This window comes from Ilumatobacter sp., from assembly GCF_039969435.1.
Taxonomy (GTDB): domain Bacteria; phylum Actinomycetota; class Acidimicrobiia; order Acidimicrobiales; family Ilumatobacteraceae; genus Ilumatobacter_A.
Genome location: NZ_JBDVNU010000017.1, coordinates 173,632 through 196,117, shown reverse-complemented (window position 1 = coordinate 196,117; position 22,486 = coordinate 173,632). Strand labels below are relative to the sequence as shown.

20 protein-coding genes and 1 pseudogene are annotated in these 22,486 nt (G+C 68.3%); 13 read left to right on the top strand and 8 right to left on the bottom strand.

Annotated features, from left to right (window positions below; translation table 11 throughout):
- Positions 1-127 precede the first annotated feature (127 nt).
- Positions 128-814 carry a Type 1 glutamine amidotransferase-like domain-containing protein gene (locus ABJK40_RS09860; RefSeq protein ID WP_348479031.1) on the top strand — a complete coding sequence of 229 codons (687 nt, stop codon included), beginning with the start codon at positions 128-130 and terminating at the stop codon, positions 812-814.
- Positions 811-1,368 (top strand): dihydrofolate reductase family protein, encoded by a 558-nt coding sequence (locus ABJK40_RS09855; protein WP_348479030.1) that lies wholly within the window; start codon positions 811-813, stop codon positions 1,366-1,368. Before ABJK40_RS09860 ends, ABJK40_RS09855 begins: the two co-directional genes overlap by 4 nt.
- A gap of 27 nt (positions 1,369-1,395) precedes the next feature.
- Here ABJK40_RS09855 and ABJK40_RS09850 read toward each other — a convergent pair whose 3' ends face one another.
- The 3 genes from ABJK40_RS09850 to ABJK40_RS09840 form a co-directional block, all read right to left on the bottom strand.
- A complete protein-coding gene (locus tag ABJK40_RS09850; protein ID WP_348479029.1) occupies positions 1,396-1,929 on the bottom strand; it encodes an alpha/beta fold hydrolase in 534 nt (177 codons plus the stop codon).
- Between the two features lie 70 nt (positions 1,930-1,999).
- Positions 2,000-2,248, bottom strand: coding sequence for a hypothetical protein (locus ABJK40_RS09845; RefSeq protein ID WP_348510247.1), 249 nt, complete (start codon positions 2,246-2,248; stop codon positions 2,000-2,002).
- A gap of 161 nt (positions 2,249-2,409) precedes the next feature.
- Positions 2,410-5,568 carry a glycoside hydrolase family 38 C-terminal domain-containing protein gene (locus ABJK40_RS09840; protein ID WP_348479027.1) on the bottom strand — a complete coding sequence of 1,053 codons (3,159 nt, stop codon included), beginning with the start codon at positions 5,566-5,568 and terminating at the stop codon, positions 2,410-2,412.
- Positions 5,569-5,643: 75 nt separating this feature from the next.
- Here ABJK40_RS09840 and ABJK40_RS09835 point away from each other — a divergent pair, with 75 nt between their 5' ends.
- The 3 genes and pseudogenes from ABJK40_RS09835 to ABJK40_RS09825 all read left to right on the top strand — a co-directional run bounded on the left by ABJK40_RS09835 (position 5,644) and on the right by ABJK40_RS09825 (position 7,770).
- Positions 5,644-6,750: a putative zinc-binding metallopeptidase gene (locus ABJK40_RS09835; protein ID WP_348479026.1), complete on the top strand. Its 1,107-nt coding sequence runs from the start codon at positions 5,644-5,646 to the stop codon at positions 6,748-6,750.
- Positions 6,683-7,291, top strand: a pseudogene (locus tag ABJK40_RS09830) (NAD-binding protein); the annotation flags it as partial. The gene ABJK40_RS09835 and the pseudogene ABJK40_RS09830, both read left to right, overlap by 68 nt.
- 80 nt (positions 7,292-7,371) lie before the next feature.
- The gene (locus tag ABJK40_RS09825; protein ID WP_348479025.1) at positions 7,372-7,770 is read left to right on the top strand and encodes a TrkA C-terminal domain-containing protein; all 399 of its coding nucleotides are present in this window, start codon (positions 7,372-7,374) and stop codon (positions 7,768-7,770) included.
- Between the two features lie 69 nt (positions 7,771-7,839).
- On the opposite strand, the gene ABJK40_RS09820 is transcribed toward ABJK40_RS09825, so the two are convergent.
- Both ABJK40_RS09820 and ABJK40_RS09815 read right to left on the bottom strand, forming a co-directional pair.
- Complete coding sequence (locus ABJK40_RS09820; RefSeq protein WP_348479024.1) at positions 7,840-9,423, bottom strand: DEAD/DEAH box helicase; 1,584 nt, start codon at positions 9,421-9,423, stop codon at positions 7,840-7,842.
- Between the two features lie 169 nt (positions 9,424-9,592).
- On the bottom strand, positions 9,593-10,414 hold the full coding sequence (locus ABJK40_RS09815) for an SDR family oxidoreductase (RefSeq protein WP_348479023.1): 822 nt from the start codon (positions 10,412-10,414) through the stop codon (positions 9,593-9,595).
- A gap of 131 nt (positions 10,415-10,545) precedes the next feature.
- Here ABJK40_RS09815 and ABJK40_RS09810 point away from each other — a divergent pair, with 131 nt between their 5' ends.
- The 6 genes from ABJK40_RS09810 to ABJK40_RS09785 all read left to right on the top strand — a co-directional run bounded on the left by ABJK40_RS09810 (position 10,546) and on the right by ABJK40_RS09785 (position 17,017).
- Entirely contained in the window at positions 10,546-11,826 is a 1,281-nt protein-coding gene (locus ABJK40_RS09810) for a CoA transferase (protein WP_348479022.1), read from the top strand.
- 82 nt (positions 11,827-11,908) lie between these two features.
- Complete coding sequence (locus tag ABJK40_RS09805) at positions 11,909-12,616, top strand: class I SAM-dependent methyltransferase (RefSeq protein ID WP_348479021.1); 708 nt, start codon at positions 11,909-11,911, stop codon at positions 12,614-12,616.
- Positions 12,607-13,506: a non-homologous end-joining DNA ligase gene (gene ligD / locus ABJK40_RS09800; protein ID WP_348479020.1), complete on the top strand. Its 900-nt coding sequence runs from the start codon at positions 12,607-12,609 to the stop codon at positions 13,504-13,506. The genes ABJK40_RS09805 and ligD overlap by 10 nt, the downstream gene beginning before the upstream one ends.
- On the top strand, positions 13,503-14,726 hold the full coding sequence (locus ABJK40_RS09795) for a kynureninase (protein ID WP_348479019.1): 1,224 nt from the start codon (positions 13,503-13,505) through the stop codon (positions 14,724-14,726). Before ligD ends, ABJK40_RS09795 begins: the two co-directional genes overlap by 4 nt.
- 58 nt (positions 14,727-14,784) lie before the next feature.
- Complete coding sequence (locus ABJK40_RS09790; RefSeq protein ID WP_348479018.1) at positions 14,785-16,581, top strand: hypothetical protein; 1,797 nt, start codon at positions 14,785-14,787, stop codon at positions 16,579-16,581.
- Positions 16,582-16,669: 88 nt separating this feature from the next.
- Positions 16,670-17,017, top strand: coding sequence for an antibiotic biosynthesis monooxygenase (locus ABJK40_RS09785; RefSeq protein ID WP_348479017.1), 348 nt, complete (start codon positions 16,670-16,672; stop codon positions 17,015-17,017).
- Between the two features lie 33 nt (positions 17,018-17,050).
- Here ABJK40_RS09785 and ABJK40_RS09780 read toward each other — a convergent pair whose 3' ends face one another.
- From ABJK40_RS09780 to ABJK40_RS09770, 3 genes are all read right to left on the bottom strand, one after another.
- Entirely contained in the window at positions 17,051-17,938 is an 888-nt protein-coding gene (locus tag ABJK40_RS09780) for a hypothetical protein (protein WP_348479016.1), read from the bottom strand.
- Between the two features lie 63 nt (positions 17,939-18,001).
- Positions 18,002-19,300 carry an MFS transporter gene (locus ABJK40_RS09775; protein ID WP_348479015.1) on the bottom strand — a complete coding sequence of 433 codons (1,299 nt, stop codon included), beginning with the start codon at positions 19,298-19,300 and terminating at the stop codon, positions 18,002-18,004.
- A complete protein-coding gene (locus tag ABJK40_RS09770; protein ID WP_348479014.1) occupies positions 19,297-19,755 on the bottom strand; it encodes a MarR family transcriptional regulator in 459 nt (152 codons plus the stop codon). The genes ABJK40_RS09775 and ABJK40_RS09770 overlap by 4 nt, the downstream gene beginning before the upstream one ends.
- Positions 19,756-19,854: 99 nt before the next feature.
- Here ABJK40_RS09770 and ABJK40_RS09765 point away from each other — a divergent pair, with 99 nt between their 5' ends.
- Together ABJK40_RS09765 and ABJK40_RS09760 are read left to right on the top strand one after the other, a co-directional pair.
- On the top strand, positions 19,855-21,105 hold the full coding sequence (locus ABJK40_RS09765; RefSeq protein ID WP_348479013.1) for an aspartate kinase: 1,251 nt from the start codon (positions 19,855-19,857) through the stop codon (positions 21,103-21,105).
- A gap of 139 nt (positions 21,106-21,244) precedes the next feature.
- The gene (locus ABJK40_RS09760; protein WP_348479012.1) at positions 21,245-22,483 is read left to right on the top strand and encodes a cytochrome P450; all 1,239 of its coding nucleotides are present in this window, start codon (positions 21,245-21,247) and stop codon (positions 22,481-22,483) included.
- The last annotated feature ends 3 nt before the right edge of the window (positions 22,484-22,486 follow it).

The following is a 22,486-nucleotide window of genomic DNA, read 5'->3' as shown; positions in this document are numbered from 1 at the left end:
GTGCTCCTCCCGTCGACCGGTTGCGCGACCGGTTGCGCGGCACCTCGACGACAGCTATCGTACGCCGAAGTGATTGCACTTCGCAACCACTCGTGCGCCACACACGTCTCGAACCGCTCGGAGCACCATGCGACTCCTTCTCACCTCGGCCGGCATCGGCAATGCGAGCATCCACGACGCGCTCGTCGGCATGCTCGACAGGCCCGTCGAGCAGTGCACTGCGCTGTGCATCCCGACCGCACAGTACGGCCACCCCCAGGTCGGCCCCGGTGTGAAGCCGTGGCAATTCGTGAGTGGGCGCGAGGACGCACAGATGACCCAGCTCGGATGGAAGTCGGTCGGGCTCCTGGAACTCACCGCACTGCCCAGCATCGACGACGAGCGTTGGATGCCGCTCGTCCACGACACCGACGTCATCCTCGCGGCCGGCGGCGACGCGCTGTATCTGGCCCACTGGATGCGCGAATCCGGCCTCGCCGACCTGCTGTCCACGATCGACGAAATCGTCTGGGTCGGCCTCAGTGCCGGGAGCATGGTGATGACCCCACGCATCGGCGAAGCGTTCATGGGCTGGCGACCACCAAGCGGCGACGACCTGGCGCTCGGCGTCGTCGACTTCGCGATCTACCCTCATCTCGATCACCCGGACCTGGCGACCAACACCATGGCCAACGCCGAGAAGTGGGCCGGCGGACTCGGCTGCGCCTCGTACGCCATCGACGACGACACCGCCATCAGCGTCGTCGACGGTGCCGTCGAGGTCGTTTCCGAAGGCACATGGCGCAGGTTCGAAGCCGGCCGGAGCAACTCGTGAGACCGCTGCGCTACTCGATCAACATCACGCTCGACGGCTGCTGCGATCACCGGGTGGGCATCGCCGATGCCGAGTCTCATGCGTACTGGGCAGCCAGCCTGGCTCGGGCCGACGCCCTCCTGTTCGGTCGGGTGACCTACGAGATGATGCAGGAAGCGTGGCGCCGGCCGCCGTCGGGAGCGTGGCCGGACTGGATGGACGAATCCGACCGCGCCTTCGCGCAGACGATCGACGACGCCAGGAAGTACGTCGTCTCGAGCACGCTGGACCGGGTCGACTGGAACGCCGAACTCGTGACGGGCGACCTGGAGACCGCCGTCCGACTCCTCAAGGACGCACCGGGCAGCGGCGTGTTCGTCGGCGGCGTGACCCTCCCGCTCGCACTCGCCGATCTGAGGTTGATCGACGAGTACGAGTTCGTCGTGCAACCCGTGATCGCCGGACACGGCCCGACGTTGTTCGCCGGACTGGTCGATCGACTCCAGCTCGAACTCGTCGACCGCCAGGAGTTCCGCTCGGGGTCGGTTGCGTTGCGCTACCGACCCGCCGACTGACGACACCGGTCGGTGCAGGTCGTCCGATCAGATGAGCCGGTCGAGGAGTGGGAAGGTCGCAAAGGGCTGGTTCCAGTCTCCGAAGTGGCCTTCATCGCGCACGACGAGCGTGCCGCCGAGTCGATCGAACATCGCCCGACCCTGGGTGGCGTCGCAGCCGTAGGGGTCGTCCGCCGAATTCACGAAGACGAAGTCCGTCGCATTGGACCTGATCCGGTTCCAGTCGTACTCCGCTCGCAGTACCGGTTCGGCTTCGTCGTTCGGTTGCGTGCAGTAGCCGGCGACCAGCACCGCCTGAGCCACCGTCACGTCCAACTGCTCGAGCACCGCGAGGATCAGTGCCGCACCGCCCGAGTGACCGACGAGAACCGTGTCCGTGTCGAAGGTGTGCGACTCGAGGACCTGCGGAAGGAAGGTGGCGATCGGCTCCTCGTTCAGCCGAGGGTACGACGGTCGCTCGACGCTCCAGCCCCGCTCGGTGAGTCGACGATCGAGCCACGGATACCAGACGGCGTCCGGGCGTCCCCCGGTGCCGTGGAAGATGATCGCTCGGCTCGCCATGGATCGATGGTAGGTCAGCCGCGGGGTCCCACGCCCGTGCACGACCGATGACGCAGCGATGACGTCGCCGTCAGATCAGCGTGCCCACCGGTCGCAGGAATTCGGCCGGCACCCACTCTCGCTCCCAGTCGTCGAAGCGAGCCGGCTCGACGTCGTCCTGGAGCAGATGGCCGATCCACAGTTCCCCACGACCGTTGCGGATCGGCGTGAGCACATCAGAGCCGCGGTTGGCGAACGTCACGACACAGCGCCGCCCGTTCGGCAGCTCGTAGATCGTCCCGACCGAACCCAACGGGCCGAACCGAACCGACGAGGGCAACGCCTCACGCTCGACCATGACAGTCGGTCCACTCCGACTCCGCAACGCTTCCGGTCACCAACGCCCGCTCCCTCGGCATCTCAGTGTCGTAGGACGACCAGGAGCGACGATCACACCGGACGCAAGGGCGGTGTCACCATCGTCGACACAGCGCTCGTGACTCACGGTCCGACGCCAGTTCCACTGCGTCCGTCCCAGTCGTCGGTCTGACGGAGTCGGAGGGTCGCCAGTTCGAAGGGGCGCAGCGTGAGCGACAGCACACCGTCGCCGACCTCGTGGCCACGCTGCGGCGTCTCCATCAGGTCACACGACCACGCCGCACCGATCCGCCGACGGGTGCGAAGCGTGATGCGGGTGCGATCTCCGATCGCTTCGTGGAGTCTCACGATCAGGTCGCCGGGCTGCGTGTGGGGTCCGTCGTCGGCGAGCTTGACGGCGTCGACCTCGACGCCGAGCATCGCTTCGCCGTCGGCACCGACGATCGCCAGGATCGGGTCGACGGGCACGCCGACACCAACGTCGGCCGAGGCTCCGAGCGACACGGTCAGCGGGCGATTCAACAGCTCGGCGGCGGCACGCACCTGACCCAGGTCGCCGTCGTGTGCCCGGATCGCCAGGCGGACCCGGTGACGACCGTGGTCGGCATCGGGGTCGGGGTACTTCGCCGCTCGGGCGAGGCTGACGCGGATCGCGCCCCCGAAGATGGAGTGTCCGTAGCGGCCGTCGTTCAGCACGGCGACACCGAACGACGGCTCGGCGACGCTGACGAACCGGTGTGCACAGACCTCGAACTTCGCAGCGTCCCAGGGTGACGACGGGTGCGTCGGCCGATGTGTGACGCCGAACTGCACGTCGCACGCGGCGGTGTCGGCACGCACGTCGATCGGGAACGCCATGGACAGCAGGTGCTCGTCGTGATGCCAGTCCACGTCCACCTCGATGTCGAGTTGACGGGACTCCGCACGCAGCTGGAACGTGGTGACCACCTCGGACGGACCGAACGAGTTCGTGACGCGGATCCGACCGACGAGCGGGCCCTCGGCGTCGATCGTGACCACCCCGCGTCCGACCGGGCGGGACGCCTCGCGGGTCCACGATTCGAGATCCCACGCGTCGTACTCGACCGGCTGGTCGCGACCGAGTTCGATCACTCCCGAGTGCTCGCCCACCGGGATCAGTTCCCGCTGCGCGGCGATGTCGATGATCGACGTCAACTCGCCGTGCTTGTTCCAGCGGACCGCGAGCCGACCGTTCGTCATCGAGCAGTCGGTCACGACGACCCGATCGGTGACGACGCGCGGCACGACCGGTGCGATGCCGAACGCGGGCACGTCGAGCGCGATCGCACACTCGCGGTCGCCGATGCGCTGCACGCGATCGGGCGCGATGTGCGTGAGCCGGTCGAGGTCGACGTTCCCGGCATCACCGGATGCTTCGACGACGACCACTCGACTGTGGTCGACGCCGGCGGGATTCGCCGCCGAGTCGCCCGTTCCGAGGCGCTCCGCGGCGAGGTGTGCATGACCTGCGAGCTCGCGCTGTGCCGAGGCGAACACCTTCTCGGCGTCGCTGTGCACCCAGGCGATCGACGAGCCCGGGAGGATGTCGTGGAACTGCTGGGTGAGCACGTCGGGCCAGATGCCGGAGATCGGCCGGGCACCGATCTTCTCCAACTCGTCGGCCGAGGGTCGCTCCCCGATGGTCGCCTCCCACAACTCCGCTTCGAACAGCGCGTGTTCGGTGCGGCGGTTGCCGACCTTGGTCCGCAACTGACTGGTGAGCGTGCCTCGGTGCGTCTCGAAGTACAGCTCGCCACGCCACACCGGCACGTCGGCGCCACGCACGACCTCACGCTCCAGCGCGGCGAAGAAGTCGTCGGTCGACCCGATCTCGAGTGTCACGTCGGGGTCGATCGCAGCGAGCCGATGCGCCCGTTCGAGCATCTCGCGCGTCGGCCCGCCACCTCCGTCGCCGTGCCCGAAGGGCATCAGGGACACGTCGCTCCACGAGTGTTCCTTGAACGATGCGATGGAGTGGGCGACCTCACCAGGCGTGATCTCGGCGTTGTAGGTGTCGACGGGCGGGAAGTGCGTGAGCACCTGCGACCCGTCGAGTCCCTCCCAATGGAACGTGTGGTGGGGGAACCGGTTCTGCTTGTTCCAGGAGAGCTTCTGCGTGACGAAGCGGTCCATGCCCCCGGCCCGGAACAACTGGGGAAGGCCGGCCGGGTAGCCGAACACGTCGGGGATCCACACCTCGCGGCACGGCGCACCGAACTTCTCGGTGAAGTACCGCTGCCCGTACACGATCTGGCGGGCGAGGCTCTCGCCCGACGGCAGGTTCATGTCGGCTTCGACCCACATACCCCCCACCGGGAGCCACTGTCCCGCCCGCACCTTGTCGACGATGCGTGCGAACAGGTCGGGGTGTCGTTCTTCGATCCATGCGTACTGTTGCGCCTGGGAACAACTGAACCGGTACGTCGGGTCGTCGTCCATCAACGCGACGGCCGAGGCGAACGTCCGGGTGCACTTGCGCACGGTTTCCCGGATCGGCCAGAGCCATGCGGTGTCGATGTGTGCGTGCCCCGTGGCGACGATCCGGTGACGTCGAGACCCACCTCCGACGGCGACCAGGTGTGGGGCGACGCAGCGACGCGCCGCCTGCACATCGGGGAACGCATCGAGTGCATCGACGATCGAGCGGCGGAGTTTCGTGCGGCGGGGGTCGGTGACGTCGAGAGCGTGCATCAGGCCCTGCGCGATGTCGAGGTCGTGGACGAGCGCCTCGGTCTCCACGTCCACGAGCACCACGTCGGCGGTGCGAAACCGGTAGATCGGGTCGGTCGAGGCGGTGTCGAGGGAACCCTGCTGCGAGGGGACGAACTGCGCGAACGTCGGATTCGATGCGGCTTCGACGAGCACGTCGACACGCGTCGAGAGTGGGTCCAGCACGAAGTTCGTGCGGCGAGGATGGATGCCCTGGAGTGGTCGGTACGAACCGTCGCCGCGCGGTTCGACGACGAGCCCTTCGGCCTGGAACCCCGCCGGGCTCCGGGTGAAGCCGAGGTCGATCACGGCTTCGATCCTGGTCGAGCGCGGTTGCTGCGACCAGTCGGCGGGGACCTCACCGGTGATCCGGAACCACGTCGTCTGCCAGGCCGCACCCCACGACGAACCGCTCTCGAACGACGAGAGCTCGTCGGGAGTCGGGCCGGCTTCGATCGTCAGCGACCGCCGGCCCTCGTGGACGTGCGGCATGATCCGCTCCCACAGTTCGCGTTCGATGCGTCGCTCGGCGAGCTTCCGGTCGTCGTGCACACCGAAACCGTAGTTGCTGATCGCGTAGTGTCCCTCCAGCCGACGACGTCGTCGGCGACGGCGACAAGGACGGACATGAAGCAACGGCACGGGCGGCGTGGTGCGGCAGCACTGACAGCATTCACCCTCATCCTCGGTGCGTGTGCCGCGGGGTCGGAGGACGGCACGGACGTCTCCGACGAGGAAGGCGTCACCGACGAGGAGTTCGTCGACGACGAGGAGTTCGTCGACGAGGAGTTCCCCGAGGACTCGGTCATCGAGGACGACTTCGGCGACGCACCCGTGGACTCCGTCATCGAGGACGGCGTCGGCGATGCGCCCGAGGAAGCGCCTCTCGACGACGGCACGGTGGACGAGGAGCCGATCGACGACGTGCCGGACGTCCCCGTACCGACCGGCGGGAGTCGCGACGACATCGACTGCCAGGCGGTGAGCGAGGACGGTGAGGGCATCTACACGTTCACCACCATCCACTACGTCGTGGACGGCGTGCTCGGTGACGTGTGCCTCGGCGAGAGCGACGACCGACTGCTCGACGCGTGGAACGTGCTCGCGACCATCACCCCCGAGGGCCAACTCGGCGACCTCGGCGTGTTCGCGGCTTTCGAGAGTGCCGAGGAGGGCGACGACGTGACGCTCGCCTTCGTGAACATCCTGGACGACGACGGCACCCAGTTCCAGATGTCGGTCAACCTCGACAGCTACGAGGCCGATCTCAACGAGGCCCAACTGACGATCGCCCACGAGTTCAGCCACGTGTTCACCGCACTGTCCACCCAGATCGACCGAACGATCGAGGCGATCGACAACTGCACGACCTACTCTCCGGGCGACGGCTGCTACCTCGACGACTCCCTGATGTATGCGTGGATCCAGGAGTTCTGGGGCGACGGCCTGATCGACGAGATCGATCCGAACGAGGAGATCACCGCCGACACCGGTCAGCTGCGGTGCGATGTGGACGCCGGCTTCTTCGGGCCGTATGCGGGCAGCTCACCGGAGGAGGACTTCGCCGAGGCGTTCAGCGCCTACGTGTTCGACCTCGAGACGTACTCCGACGGACAGCAGGCCCGCCTCGACTGGATGGCCGCACAGCCCGGCCTGGCCGAGTTCCGTGCCCGCGCCGAAGCCGCCGGCCTCACACCACTCGTCAACAACTTCGAGGAGTGCGGCCTCGGCTGACCGCCCGCGCCGACTGGCGGGTCAGGCTGACCAACATCGCGTTCACGGTGCGCGAGATCGCGCCCGACGTGTCGATCGTCGCCACCCCCAACAGTCCGGCATCGGTCGACATCCTGGAGATCGCCGGTGCCGACAGCGTCGTGCATCTCGGCGAGATCCTCGGTGCCGCCATGGCCGCACGTGCGCTCGGGCTCAGTGGCGACAGCCATGTGATCGGCGTGTGGGATCGTGGCGGATTCGAGATCGCATCCGCCGGCACGGGGCTGCGCGATCATCGTTGCTCCTGCTCGCCGGTACCGCCGAGCAGCTCGCGCACTTCGACGACCGACACGCAGTCGATTCGCCGACCGCGCCGACGGCCGTCATCATCGGAGGCGGACGAGTGGGCCGAGCGATCGGCACCGCACTCTCCGGTGAGGGCGTCGAGTACGCCATCGTCGAACAACCCGCCGAACGGAAACGTGACGGCGTCCGCTACGTGATCGGCGACGCCGCAGACCGAGACGTGCTCACCGGGGCCGACATCGACCACGCCGACGCCGTGTCGATCACCACCCGCGACGACAACGTCAACGTCTACCTCACCCGCTACTGCCGGGGCTGCGTCCCGATGTCCGGATCGTGTCGAGATCCCGACTCGACCGCAACGTGTCGACCCTCTGTCGGGCGGGAGCCGACTCGGTGCTGTCGTACGCGGCGACTGGATCGACGGCGATCTGGAATCACTTCCGAGGCGACGAGACGCTGCTCGTCGCGCACGGACGGCACGTGTTCCGCTCACCGATCCCCCGCGAGCTCGTCGGACAGACGCTCGCCGAGTCGCACGTCAGCCGGCGGACGAACTGCAACGTGGTCGCGGTCGACTCGGGCAACGGAATCCACTCGAATCCGGATCCTCACGTGCCGCTCCCGGCGGACTGCGAACTCCTGCTCGTGGCCACCGACGACGCCAAGGCCCGGTTCTCCGAGGTGTTCCGACACGCCCGCCAGCGGCCGCTGCTCCCGCGCCTCGGGCGCTGAGGACTCGGCCGGTCGGAACACACTCACCGGCGGTGACGCCCATCCGGGATGGACGTCACCGGGACGAGGTCAGCGGACTCGGACGTGGGTGGCTTCGGGGCCCTTCTTGCCCTGGCCGACCGCGTAGGACACGCGTGCGTTCTCGTCGAGGGTCTTGAAGCCCTCGCTCTCGATGCTCGAGAAGTGGACGAACAGTTCGTCGCGCCCCGAATCGCGCACGATGAATCCGTACCCGCGGCTGGCGTTGAAGAACTTGACCGTGCCCACTTCGTGACCCGTCGGGATGGGCGCGTTGCTCTCGGGCTGCTGCTTGCGCTGAGGCGCTTCGGGCCCATCGTGGTCGGCCGAATCTCGGCGGCGGTTCTCACTCTTGCGCTCGCGAGGAGCGGGGCGGTCGTCGGCCGAGTCGGTTCGCGTCGAGCGGACCGGGGTCTCCACAACGTCGCCCCTGGCTGCGGCCTCGGTCTCGAGGAGGAGCAACGTGACTTCGAGGTCGTCGAGGTCGGGGTCGGTCACGTCGACCTGGATGCCGACTTCCTTCTGCAGCTTCTTGACCTCTTTGTGCATGTTGCGCTCGACGAAGGACACGACGATGCCGGACGCTCCGGCTCGGGCGGTGCGACCCGAGCGGTGGTGGTAGGTGGCGCCGTCTGCCGGCGGGTCGTAGTGGATGACGGCGTTGACGCCGTTGACGTGGATGCCGCGAGCGGCGACGTCGGTGGCGATCAGTGCGCTGGCCTTGCCCTGCTTGAAGGCATCCAGCGCCCGGTCGCGCTGGTTCTGGCTGCGACCACCGTGGATCGGCTGCGCCGACACACCGAGCTTGAGGAGTTGCTTCGAGAGGCGGTCGGCGCCGTGACGGGTACGGGTGAACACGATCGTCGACCCGCAGCTCTCGATCACACCGGCCGTGTTGTCGTTGCGGTCGGCGCGGTCCATCTGCCAGAAGACGTGGTGGGCGGCGTGGATGTCGGGTCCCTTGGGGCCGACCTCGTGACGCACCGGATCGTGCTGGAAGTCCTTGATCAGCTTGGCGACGGGGCCGTCGAGCGTGGCCGAGAACAGCATCACCTGTCGGTCGGGCGAGGTCTGTCCGACGATGCGGCGAACGGCGGGCAGGAAGCCCATGTCGGCCATCTGGTCGGCCTCGTCGATGACGACCTGGGTGACGTCACGCAGGTCGATCGCACCCATCTGCATCAGGTCCTCGAGCCGGCCGGGGCACGCCACGACGAGCTCGGTGCCCTTGTTGAGGGCGTTCTTCTGATTGCCGTACCCGACGCCGCCGTAGATCGACGTGGCGTAGAAGCGCATCGCCTTCGTGAACGGCGTGAGCTCGGCCATGATCTGCTCGGCCAGCTCTCGGGTGGGGGCCAGCACGAGTGCCACGGGGCGCTTCGGCTTGGCCTTCGTGAGGCCGGCCACGATCGGGAGTCCGAAGCCGAGGGTCTTGCCGGACCCGGTCGGGGCGCGACCGGCGACGTCGCGTCCGTCGAGCGCATCGGGGATGACCGCAGCCTGGATGGCGAACGGTGCCGTCATGCCACGCGCTTCGAGTGCGTCGACGATCGCCTCGGGGAGGCCGAGATCGGCGAAGGAGACGGTGGAGGGGGCGTCGGAGGACACCGGGGCGTCCTCGGTGAGGGTGCTCATGGGGGGACTTCTTTCGGTTCTGCTTCACGTACAGCGCTACGGCCGGAGCAGAGATCCCGAACAGCGCCCACCGACCAGAACGGCCAGCGAAAACATCACGGTACCGAGCGTTCCGACATCTCGCGTGTCGCCCCCGTCACCCCTGGCCCCCCATCACCCCTGGCCCCCGTCACCCCTGGATGGGGGCGGTGTCGCCGGGGTGGAGCATGTCCATGATCGGGTCGATGTTCGGACCGCGGCGGAGGTGATGGCCGCCGTCGACGCTGATGCAGGTGCCGGTGATCCACGAACTCTCGGGACCGGCGAGGAACCGGACGAGGCTCGCGACGTCGCCGGTGGTCCCTTCACGGCCGAGCGGCATCTGGGCCCGGTAGTCGTCGACGATCGCGGGAATCGACATCATGCCGGCGGTGGCGTCGGTGGGGACCAGCCCGGGTCGCACGGCATTCGCACGCACACCCGACGGGCCGAGCTCGTCGGCGACCTGCCTGACCAACATCTCGAGCCCCGCCTTCGACACCGTGTAGGGCGTCATGAACCGGTGGGTCTCGACGGCGGCGATCGAGGACACGGCGACCATCGATCCGCCACCGGCCGCCACCATCGGTGCCGCCGCTTCGCGCATCGTCAGGAACGCGCCGGTGAGATTCGTCGCCAGCACCGCGTTCCAGTCGTCGAGCGTGGTCCGGTGGAACGGCGACGCGGACCCGAAGCCGGCGTTGACCACGACGATCTTCAGGGCACCCATCCCGGAAGCGACCGCCACCGCTGCGGCGACCGAGGACTCGTCGGTCACGTCGCACGCGACGGTCTCGATCGTGGCGTGGGCACGGCGCGTTCGCAGGTCGGTCGCTGCAGCCTCGAGGCGACCCACGTCGCGCCCGGCCAGCACCACCGAGGCCCCGTCGGCCGCGAGCGCATCGGCGCATTCGAGCCCGATCCCGGACCCGCCTCCGGTGACGAGGGCGACGTGATCATCGAGGCGTGCCATCCCGTGAGTGTGTCGAACGACGGCCCGTGTCGACGACCCGGATCGCCGCCCTCGGCGGAGGCGTCATCCCTGCACGGGCACTCGTTCGACGTGCTTCGCCGCGACGGCGTCCGGTTTGCGACGATGGGTGCGTGAACCCCCTCGACGATCCCCCGACGAACGCGACCCATGACCGACGTGCACCACTGAGCGGGATCCTGGTGCTCGACCTCACCCGGGTGCTCTCGGGCCCGCACTGCGGGCGGATGCTGTCCGACCTCGGCGCCGACGTGATCAAGGTCGAACCGCCCGCTGGAGACCTGACGCGTTTCTCGGCACCGCGCCGCAACGGGGTCGCGTCCTACTTCGCCCAGCAGAACACCGGAAAACGCAACCTCAGCATCGACCTCTCGCACCCCGACGGCGTGGCGATCATGCTCGACCTGGTGGAGCGCGCCGACGTGCTGCTGGAGAACTACCGGCCGGGTGTCATGGCACGACTGGGGCTCGGCGGCGAGGTGCTGCTGGCCCGCAACCCGCGCATCGTGGTCGCCTCCATCTCGGGATACGGACAGGACGGGCCGTGGGTCAAGCGGCGGGCGTACGCGCCCGTGGTCGAAGCCGAAGCCGGGCTGATCGCCTCGCAGTCGAACGCCCGGTTCCCCGACGGTGACGCCACCGCTCACGGCGGACTCGCCAAGGACCGCCACAGCCACGCCGACGTCTACGCCGGGATCGAGGCGTGTGCCGCGATCAACGCCGCCCTCTTCCAACGCGAGCGGACCGGACGCGGCCAGACCATCGACGTGTCCATGGCCGAGACGATGCTGTACGTCAACGAACACCTCCACGACGCGCTCTGGGACGGCGAGGTCGACCCGAACTGGATCCGCAGTTTCCGGCCGGGTGACTACCCGGTGCTGACCGTCGCCAACGGAGAGTCACTGATCGTCAGCGGACACCCCGCCGAGCGCGGCACGTTCGACCTCTTCCTCGCGGCGATGTCACGCACCGACCTCGCCGACGACCCTCGTTTCTCGACCGTCGCCGCCCGACTGGCGCACCTGGACGAGCTGAAGGCGATCCTCGTCGAGTACGCACTCGGCGTGCCCGACCCCGACACCTTCGAGGCCACGTTCGCCGCTCACGGCCTCGCCGTCGGGCGGGTCCGCGAGCCCGGCGAACTCGCGGCGACCGACTGGGCCGAGCAACGCCGGGCGATCGTCGACGTCGACGATCGATCGGGGGGCACCATCCGCATCCCGAACGCACCGTGGCGATTCTCCGACGGCCCCGACGTCGGCGTCACCGGCACCCCACGCTTCCGGGGGGAGGACAACGCCGAGGTACTGCGCGACGTCCTCGGCTACGACGACGAACGGATCGCCGACCTGGCCGAGGCGAAGGTGGTGTCGAGCCGGATCCCGACGTAGGCGTCGACGCACCGTCGTTCTGTCCGAGGTGGGTCTGTCCGAGGTCGGGCTGCGTCAGGTCGCGCTGCATAAGGTCGTGTGCGTGCCGGACCTGGAGAAGCAGAAGTGGCGGAGTCGACTCGAGCGGAGACTGCTCGATGCGGGTGCAGCGGACAGTCATGCAGCGCTCGGCGATCGCAAGACCGAGATCATCGGAGCGATGCGCGGGACCGTCGTGGAGATCGGCCCGGGTACCGGTGCGAACATGCGCTACTACGCCCCCGGCGTCCGCGTCGTCGCCATCGAACCCAACCCGCACATGCACGATCGTCTCCGGGCAACGGCGGACGAGCACGGCGTCGACCTGGAGATCCGTAGCCTGCGCGGGGAGGCGATCGACGTCGACGACGGTGCTGCCGACGGGGTGGTCGGGACCTTGCTCCTGTGCGGGGTGGACGACCCCGCCGCCGTCGTCGCCGAAGCTCACCGCATCCTCGCGCCGGGCGGGACCTACTTCTTCCTGGAACACGTCCGCGCCGACCACGGGACGGGCACCCGCCGCGCCCAGCGCGTGATGAAGCGTCCGCACGAGTGGCTGTTCAACGGGTGCCGCATCGACCAGGACTCCGGTGCGCTCCTGCGGTCGGGACCGTTCGACACCGTCGAGTTCGACGAGATCGACCGCGGGATCGGCGCCGTCTGGTGCCGTCGTCAGATCATCGGCACCGCGACCAAGATCGCGCAACAGGAATCGACCGGTGGATCGACCGGCCCGACGGGCTCACCGGAAGGTCCGCAGAGATGGCGTTGACGTTCCCCGTCGCACCGATGAAGGCGACGCTCGGCACGCTTCCCGACGGCGACGGGTGGGCCCACGAGATCAAGTGGGACGGGCACCGGACCCTCGCTCACGTCGTGGACGGCGAGGTCCGGTTGCAGGCGACGGCGGGCGGGGACGCGACCGCCAGATGGCCCGAGGTTCGTGCGATCGGTACGGCGATCAACGCCGGATCGGCGATCCTCGACGGTGAGATGCTGGTGATCGGGGAAGACGGTCGACCCAGCTTCGACCTCGTCCAGAGGCGTGATCCGGCACGGCACCCGGCGATGTTCCACGTGTTCGACGTGCTCCAGGTCGACGGAACCGACGTGACCTCGGCCGACTATCTGCAGCGCCGGTCCCTGCTGGCCGGTCTCCTCGAACCCGGTTCGCACTGGGACGTGCCGGCGTACCGCATCGGCGAGGGTGCGGAGTTGCTCGCGGCGACGCGCGAACAGGGCCTCGAAGGCCTGATCGCCAAGCGCACGGATTCGACGTATCGGCCGGGGGCGCGCTCGAAGGACTGGGTCAAGGTGAAGAACCGGATCCGCACCGAGGTGGTGATCGGCGGGTTCACCGAAGGAGCGGGCCGGCGGTCGGGCACCCTCGGCGCACTGCTCGTCGGTGTCCCCGACGGGGCCGGGCTCCGTTTCGCCGGCGGGGTCGGTACCGGCTTCGACCTGGCGACCCTCGAGTCACTCACCGCCGCCCTCACCCGGATCACGACCGACACGCACCCGTTCACGAGCGACCCACCGCGCCAGGTCGCCCGCAGTGCGACCTGGGTCCGACCCGAACGGGTCGCCGTGATCGAGATCGCCGAGTTCACCAACGACGGCCACGTCCGCCACGCGAGCTTCGTGTCCATGATCGAGCGGTGACGGACCGCACCGACGATGATGTCGCGATGATCACCCGCGCCGACGCCGAGGCCTGCGACGCCACCGACCCCCTCGCTCACTGGCGTGACGAGTTCGTGATCCCCGACGACCACCTCGCCTACCTCGACGGCAACTCGCTCGGGCGCACGCCGAAACGGGCCGTCGATGCCCTCCGACACGTGGTCGAGCAGCAGTGGGCCGGCGACCTCATCGCGTCCTGGTGGGAGCACGGATGGTTGGACCTGCCGCTGCGAGCCGGTGACACGCTGGCGCCTCTGATCGGCGCCCTCCCCGGCGAGATCGCCGTCCACGACTCGACGACCGTCTGCCTGTTCCAACTGGTGAACGTGGCGATCGACCTGCACCGCACGCGCGACGGTGACGTCGGGCGGCCGATCGTGGTGGCGGTCGAAGCCACCGAGTTCCCGACCGACCGCTACGTGATCGACGGCATCAGCGTCCTGCGTTCACCCGGTGACGTGCCGGTCGTGGTGGTCCGTCACGGACTCGACGACCTCCAGGGTGTCGACGTCGTCGTGCGCTCGCTCGTCGACTACCGGACCGCCCGGCTCGCCGCGATCGTCGAGGAGACCCGACGGGCGAACGACGCAGGCGCCATCACGGTGTGGGACCTCTCCCACGCTGCCGGTGTCGTGGCGGTCGACCTGGAGGGCGCCGGCGTGGAACTCGCTGCAGGCTGCACCTACAAGTTCCTCAACGGTGGTCCGGGTGCGCCTGCGTTCACCTACGTGCGACGGTCGGTCCAGGACGACGTGGTGCAACCGATCTGGGGATGGTTCGCCCAACGCGACCAGTTCGCGATGGACCGCGCATTCGATCCACGGGACGGGGTCGGGCGGATGCTCAACGGCACGCCCGGGATCCTCGGACTCACCGCCGCCGTCGCCGGGATCTCCCTGGCGGCCGACGTCGGCATCGACGCCATCGCAGGCAAGGCCGCACGACTGTCGGACTTCGCGCTCGACGTCGCCGGCGAACTCGGCCTCACCTGCTCGACCCTGCGAACGCCCGCATCGAGCGGCGGCCACGTCTCGATCCACCACGACGATGCGACCGAGTTGCAGCGCAGGCTCGCCTCGGAGCGAGTCATCGTCGACAAGCGCGACCCCGACGTGTTGCGCTTCGGGTTGTCGCCGCTGACCACCCGGTTCGTCGACGTCCACCGAGGGCTCACGACGCTCGCCGATCTCATCGCCTGAACGGGTTGTCCCCGGCCGGTGCACTCCACCGATCGGACGCACAGAATAGTCTCCCACCATGCCACGACTTGCCCGAAGAATGCCGGCGTGGAGAATCGTCGTCCTGTTCACCCTGCTCGGCGGGGTGCTGGTCGGCCAGGCGCCTCCGGTCACCGCTGCACCCTTCGATTCCCTCCCCGCCCCACAGCGAGTGCTCGACACGCGACCGGGTGGCGTGACCGCGGACGGGACGAACGCGCAGGAAGGCGATTTCACGCCGCGCGAGTTCCGCCGGATCCAGATCGCCGGCCGAGTCGGTGTGCCGTCGCAAGCCCGCAACGCCGTGCTCAACGTCACGGCGGTGCGCCCCGGTGGCATCGGCTACCTCACGCTGTATCCCTGCGGCGAGGTTCCGAACGCCTCGAACGTCAACTACGTCGCCGACCAGAACATGGCCAACGCCGTCGTCGTCGGGCTCGATGCCCAGGGTGGCGTCTGCGTGTTCTCCTCGGCCACGACCGACGTGCTGATCGACGTCACCGGCACGCTCCCGGCCGACGGCTTCACCTCACTCCCCGAGCCACGCCGCCTCCTCGACACCCGCCCGTTCGGGCAGACCGTCGACGGCTCCGACCAAGCGGTGGGGTCGCTCAGCCCCAGCGCCACGTATCAGCTGCGGGTCGCCGGGCGAGCCGGCGTCCCCGCCGACGCCTCGGCGGCAGTGGTGAGCGTCGCGGCAGCCGACCCCTCCGGCATCGGGTACGTGACCGTGTGGGCGTGCGGCACACAGCCGGTCGCCTCCAACCTCAACTACTCGCCGGGACGGGCGACGGCCAACGTCGTCGCCGCCCAGCTCAGCCCGAGCGGGACCCTGTGCATCTTCGCCTCGACACGCACGGAGGTGATCGTCGACGTCGCCGGGTCGCTCGACGCAGCGACGTTCACACCGCTGACGCCGACTCGGCTGGTCGACAGCCGTCCGGACGGCCGCACCCGTGACGGCATCGGCGCATCGATCGGGATCCGCCCGGCAGGCGGGACGCTGACGGTTCCCACCGCATCACGAGCCGACATCCCGGCCGACGCCACGGCGGTCGCATTGAACGTGACCTCCGTGGCGAGCGTGGACCCCGGCTTCGTCACCGTTCACCCGCGTGGCGTCGAACGACCCGATGCCTCCAACGTCAACCACGTCCCCGCCCAGAACGTCGCCAACCTCGTCGTGGCCCGACTCGGGACCGACGGCGACATCTGCATGTTCACATCGGGCTCGACGCATCTCGTCGTCGACGTGGCCGGCTACTTCACCGGCACGCCGCCACCCACGTCCGGCGCCGCGTGTCCTCCCGACGGCGCTCCGACACCTCCGGGGCCGCCGACGACCGGCGTCTACCCACCCGACGACTACGCAGTCGGTACGGACCTTCCCGCTGGCCGTTACGTGATGGAGGATGCCCGGAGGGGCTGCTTCTGGGAACGCCAGAGCAGTCTCGGCGGGACGCAGGACGAGGTCATCGCCAACGACTTCCGCAGTGGCGGGCGTGCCGTCGTCGACATCCTCGCGACCGACGCCGGTTTCGAGTTCAACACGTCGTGCGGCGACATGACCGCGTACGTGCCGTCGACGCGACAGGCGACGACGATCGTGCCGGGCCTGCACGTGGTCGGTGATCACATCGTGGCCGGGACGTACCGGACGCTGGCGGTCGAGGGCTGTTTCTGGGAGCGGGTGTCGACGTTCGACGGCTCGGTCCGCTCCAGGATCGACGACGAACTCATCGTCAGCGGCGAAGCCGGGGAGATCACCGTCACCATCGAAGCGACCGATGTCGGATTCGGCACCCATCCCGACTGCGGCACCTGGACGCTCGTCTGACCGTCCGGGGAGCGTCCGGGCGCCGACCATCCAACGCGTGGTCCGCCTCCGCGGCATGGAGATCGAGCCGACGGGGCAGACTGGCCCGATGAGCGTCGTCAAGATCAATGCCATCACGATCCCCGAGGGCATGGGCCCGCAGCTCGAAGGTCGGTTCGCCGGCCGAGCGAAGATGGTCGAGTCCTTCGAGGGTTTCGAGGACTTCCAGTTGCTGCGCCCGGTCGAGGGCGAGAGCCGGTACTTCGTGTACACCCGCTGGGCGTCGGAGGAGAACTTCCAGGCGTGGATGAACAGCCAGGACTTCTCCAAGGGTCACGGCACCGGCCAGGCCGACGGCAACACCGATGCCGACGGCGAACAGGCCCGCAAGCCGGTCGCGCAAGGCGCTGACCTGATGTCGTTCGAGGTCGTCGAACACGTCGTCAAGGGCGCATAGGTCCGACCGCGCCCGACGACCGGGTCGGGTGCCCTACTGACCGGTGCGCGCCCTGCAGCGATCGAGCATCGCCTCGAGGTCCGCCTCGATGTCATCGATCGACACGGGCACCAGCTGTGACTCCGATCCGTCGACGGACACGGCGAGGTCGATCCCGAACTTGCGGGTGGTCTCGGCAACAGCGTGGGAGTCGCACCGGTTCACGTCGACGAGGAGGGGGATCACCGCGTCCACCTCGTCGGGATCGAGGGTGCGCTCGGGCGACCCGGGCTCGAAGGCGGTCGCGACTCCGAAGAGCACCGTGCCTTTGATCGAGTCGAAGCCCAGACGGCTCGTCCCCGATCGGCGGGCGATCACGAGGTCGACCGTCATCGTCTCACCGTCGACGACCGGGTTCGCGAGGGTGATCTCGTTCTCCGCGACCACCTGCCGCACGGTGCACTTCCGGGCCCGGATGTCGTCCAGCGTCGAGGTTGCGCCGACCGGGATCGCGGCGGTCCTCGGCGTCGGGTCGTCGCCGTGGAGGAACGTGACCACGAGGTCCGCCGTCACCGGATCGGGGCTGTCGCAGTCCTCGACCTCTCCGAACAGGGTCTGGAGCGCGACGGTCCGGCCGCCGGGAGGGATCAGGGTGCGTCGTGCCTCGACCGGTGCGGGCGTGAAGTGATCGGCCACGAGCTGCTTGTCGAGGATCACGAAGGCGGTGTCGTCGGGCCGATCGATGCGCAGGTTCAGCCGCCCACGGTCGAACAGGTCACGTGGGTACCCCAACGCGGCCACGACCTGGACTGCGGAGAGGTCCAGGGTGGCCGAAGGTTCAGGCGCTGCGGTCGAGTCCGAGGTGATCGTTGCATCCGATGACCCGCCACTCGATCCGCACGCGGACACGACCACGAACACGCACGACGCGAGCCATGCCATCGTCCGACGTCGTGTGACCGTCATTCCCCTGGAGCTCGTTCCGTCCACACCGTTGCGATCGCCTCAGTTGCCTGCGGACGCGGAGATCACGGGCTGTGTGAGCTCCGGCTCTGCCGCGATCTGGATCTTCGGCGCCCGAGCCATGTGGCCGCTGCGACCGAACGCGTACCACCCGAACATCGCGGCGCCGATCGACGCCACTCCGCCCATGCCGAGGGCCGCACGAGGGCTGATGTGCTCGCCCACGAACCCGACGATCGGTCCGCCGATGGGCGTCGAGCCGAGCAGAGCGACCGAGAACAGCGCCATCACCCGGCCCCGGAACATCGGGGCCGAGTTGAGTTGGAGCGTGGCGTTCGACAGCGCGATCACTGCGACGCTGCACGCTCCGAGCAGCGGCATCAGGACCAGCGCCGCCCACAGCGTCGGCATCAGTGCGAGGGCGCCGGTCACCACACCGAAGGCGCCGGCGACGATGACGAGGCGGCGCGGCGACGGGTTGCCGGCTGCGGCCACGACGAGCCCTCCGACCACCGCCCCGGCACCCATCAGCGCGGTCATCGCGGCGAGCCCCGACGAACCGGCGCCGAAGGTGAACTCCGACAGCAGCGGCAGCGTGACCGTGAACTCGTAGGTGATCGTGCCGATCAGCACGAGCATGATCAACGTCGTGCGCAGGTGTGGAACCGCCCACGCATAACGCAGGCCTTCACGGAGTTGCCCCTTGCCGCGCTTGGTCCGCTCGGTCGGGTGGAGTTCGTCGGCCGACATCATCCGCAGAGCCGCGAGCACGGCGACGAAGCTGGCCGCGTTGATCAGGAAGCAGGGGCCGATCCCCACGGTCGCGATCAGCACACCTCCGACCGCCGGGCCGATCACGCGTGCACCGTTGACGACCACGCTGTTCAACGTCACCGCGTTGGACACGTCGTCGGGCCCGACCATCTCCATCACGAAGGTCTGGCGGCTCGGGTTGTCGAGTGCCGTGACCCCGCCGAACATCGCTGCGATCACGTAGAGCATCCACAGTTCGATCGTGTCGGTGACGGTGAGCACGCCGAGCAGCAGAGCGAGCAGCCCTGCGGCGGTCTGGGTGATGGTGATCAGCCGCCGCTTGTCGAAACGGTCGGCGATCACGCCACCGACGGGGGCGAGCAACATGGTCGGAAGGAACTGCATCGCGACGACGGTGCCGAGAGCGGTGCCGCTGCCCGTGAGTTCGAGCACGAGCCACGACTGGGCGAGCATCGACATCCACGTGCCCGAAAAGGAGATGATCTGGCTGAAGAAGTAGAGCCGGTAGTTCCGGAAGCGCATCGCTGCGAACGTGCGCTTCCCGGCCGCCGACACCCGTGCGTTCACGACTCGACCTCGAGCAACCGTTCGAGCACGGGCAGTGCTGCACCCAGTCGGGCCAGATCGTCGTCGGCGAGTCGGGCCAGACGCGACCCGAGCCAACTCGTGCCGGCGCGCCGCACCCCGGCGAGGTACTCCTCGCCCGACGGGCTCAAACCGATCAGCACACGGCGACGATCGACTCCATCGGGGCGGCGCACGACGAGCCCCTGCACCTCGAGGTTCGACACGATCCGACTCGCGGACGGAGGCTGGACGTGCTCGTGCTCGGCGATCTGTCCGATGGTGGAGTCGCCGTGACGCCACAGCGTCGCGAGCACGGCGACCTGCGATTGCGTGACGTCGCCGAGAGAATGGGTGCGGATGTTCCGTGCCGTGCGCAGCAGCACGAGCCGCAGCCGGTTGACGTCGTCGACCGACGAGAGGTCGGCGATCTCGGGGACTTCGGCGACGGCGTTCACGAATACTGAGCATAGCTAATGATTTCCATGGCTATGGAAATGATCGGCGTCGTCTCGTCACGCCCCCGACCGTCGGCCGACCGCTAACCTGCCGTACCCGTGGCACTGATCGTTCAGAAGTACGGCGGCACCTCGGTTGCCGACCCGGATCGCATCAAGGCCGTTGCCGACAACGTCGCCATCACCCGGCGGCGCGGCGATGACGTGATCGTCGTCGTGTCGGCCATGGGCCGGGCCACCGACAACCTGATCGCACTCGCCGACCAGGTCTCCAAGAACCAGTCCGGCCGCGAGATGGACATGTTGCTCACCACGGGCGAGCGCCAGACCGCTGCGTTGCTGACGATGGCGCTGCACGATCGCGGTGTCGACGCCGTGAGCTTCACCGGAAGTCAGGTGGGCATCATCACCGACACCGTGCACCGCAAGGCGAAGATCATCGAGGTCAAGGGTGATCGCGTCCGCGAGTCGATCGCTGCGGGCCGCGTCGCCGTCATCGCCGGCTTCCAGGGGGTGAGCACCGACAAGGAGATCACCACGATGGGTCGGGGCGCCTCCGACCTCACGGCGTCGGCCCTTGCGGGTGCGATGAATGCCGATGCGTGCGAGATCTACACCGACGTGACGGGCGTGTTCACCGCCGACCCGCGCATCGTGCCTCGCGCTCGCAAGCTCGCCAAGGTGAACTTCGACGAGATGCTCGAGATGGCCGGCGCCGGCTCGAAGGTGCTCGCCATGCGGTCCGTCGAATTCGCCAGAAACCATGACGTCCCCCTCCACGTCCGTTCCGCGTTCACGTGGGAACAGGGCACGTGGGTCAGCAACGAGGAGCCCTCCGTGGAAGATCCCATCATCTCCGGTGTCGTGACCGACATGACCGAAGCCAAGGTCACCGTGCTCGGCGTCCCCGACAAGCCGGGTGTGTCGGCGGCGCTGTTCGAGCCGCTCGCCGAGGCGAACGTGAACGTCGACATGATCGTGCAGAACACGTCGACCGACGGCACCACCGACATCAGTTTCACGATGCCGATGGCCGACCTCGCGCAGTCCGAGTCGATCGTCCAGCGCGTCGCCGAGGAGATCGGTGCCACGAAGGTGACCCACGACGACGACATCGCCAAGGTGTCGCTCGTCGGTGCCGGCATGAAGTCGTCGCCCGGCATCGCCGCCAAGATGTTCCGCGTCCTGGCCGACAACGGCGTGAACATCCAGATGATCTCCACCTCGACGATCCGCGTGTCGATCATCATTCCCGCGAATCAGATGGAGCTCGCGGCGCGAGCCTTGCACACGGCGTTCGGTCTGGACTCCGGCAGCGACTACAGCGCCCCGCTCCCCGAGCGCACGTAGGCCGAGGCCATCCGGTTCACGACGTCACCGCGATCTGTGACGTCCTCGGATGCACACCCGGCGACCTCTTCTCCGTCCGTCGCTGAGCGCGGTGGACCCCGTTCCAGAACAGTGTTCCAAACGTGTCTAGTATCAGTCCATGACGGACACCTCGACGACCGCTGAACAGGACACTCCGTTGTTCTTCAACCCACTCCAGGAGGGCTACGCAGCCTCACCCTGGTCGCACTTCACCGAGATGCGTGAACGCGAACCGGTCCACGACCTGTTCGGGACGCAGTGGTTCCTGTTCCGCTACGACGACGTGTCCCGGTTGTTGAAGGACCCGACTCTGAGCGTCGACGACGTGAACGTCACCGTCCACGACGAGGTCCGCCTCGCCGCCGTCGAGGACGCGTTCTCCGACATGGAGCGCACGAGGTCGATGCTCGGTCGCGACGCGCCGGACCACACCCGGTTGCGTCGACTGGTCAGCAAGGCGTTCACACCGTCGACCATCGCGGCCCTGCGACCCGTGATCCAGGACCTGGTCGACACGGCACTCGACGACATGGACGAGCGCAGCTCCACCGAGATCGTCGCCGACCTCGCCTTCCCCCTGCCGTTCGACGTGATCTCGGTGATGCTCGGCATGCCCGACTCCGACCGCGACCAGGTGGCCGAGTGGTCGTCGGCGCTGGTCAAGACCCTCGACCCGATCATCACCGACGAGGAGATCCAGGCAGCGGCGAACGCCGAGCGATCGATGCGGGCGCTGCTCGACGAGGTGATCACGTGGAAGCGGGCGAACCCGGCCGACGACCTGCTCACGGCCCTCATCCAGGCCGAGGAGGACGGCGACCGTCTGACCGCCAGCGAGCTGCGCGACCAGGTGCAGTTGCTGTTCGTCGCCGGCCACGAGACGACGGTCAACCTGATCGGCACCGGAATCCACGAACTGCTCCACCGACCCGAGCAGACGGCGATCCTGCGCGATGACCCGTCGCTCGATGCCGGTGCCGTCGACGAGTTGCTCCGCTTCGTGTCGCCGGTCCAGTTCTCACGTCGGATCACCCTGCAGCCGATCGAGTTCGGTGGCCGCGAGATCGCTGCAGGGACGTTCGTCATGGCCGGGTTGGCCTCGGCGAACCACGACCCGGCCAAGTGGGGTGACGACGCCGACGAACTCGACGTCCGACGCACGGGTGCGGGTCAACACGTGTCGTTCGGCAGCGGCTCGCACTACTGCCTCGGCGCGTCGCTCGCGAAGCTCGAGGCCCAGGTGGCGATCGGCTCCTTCCTGCGCCGCTTCCCCGGTGCGCATGCGACCGGTGACGTCGAGTGGAACGGACGGATCAACCTGCGCGGCGTCGAGCGGTTGGAGATCGCGGTCCGCTGAGGC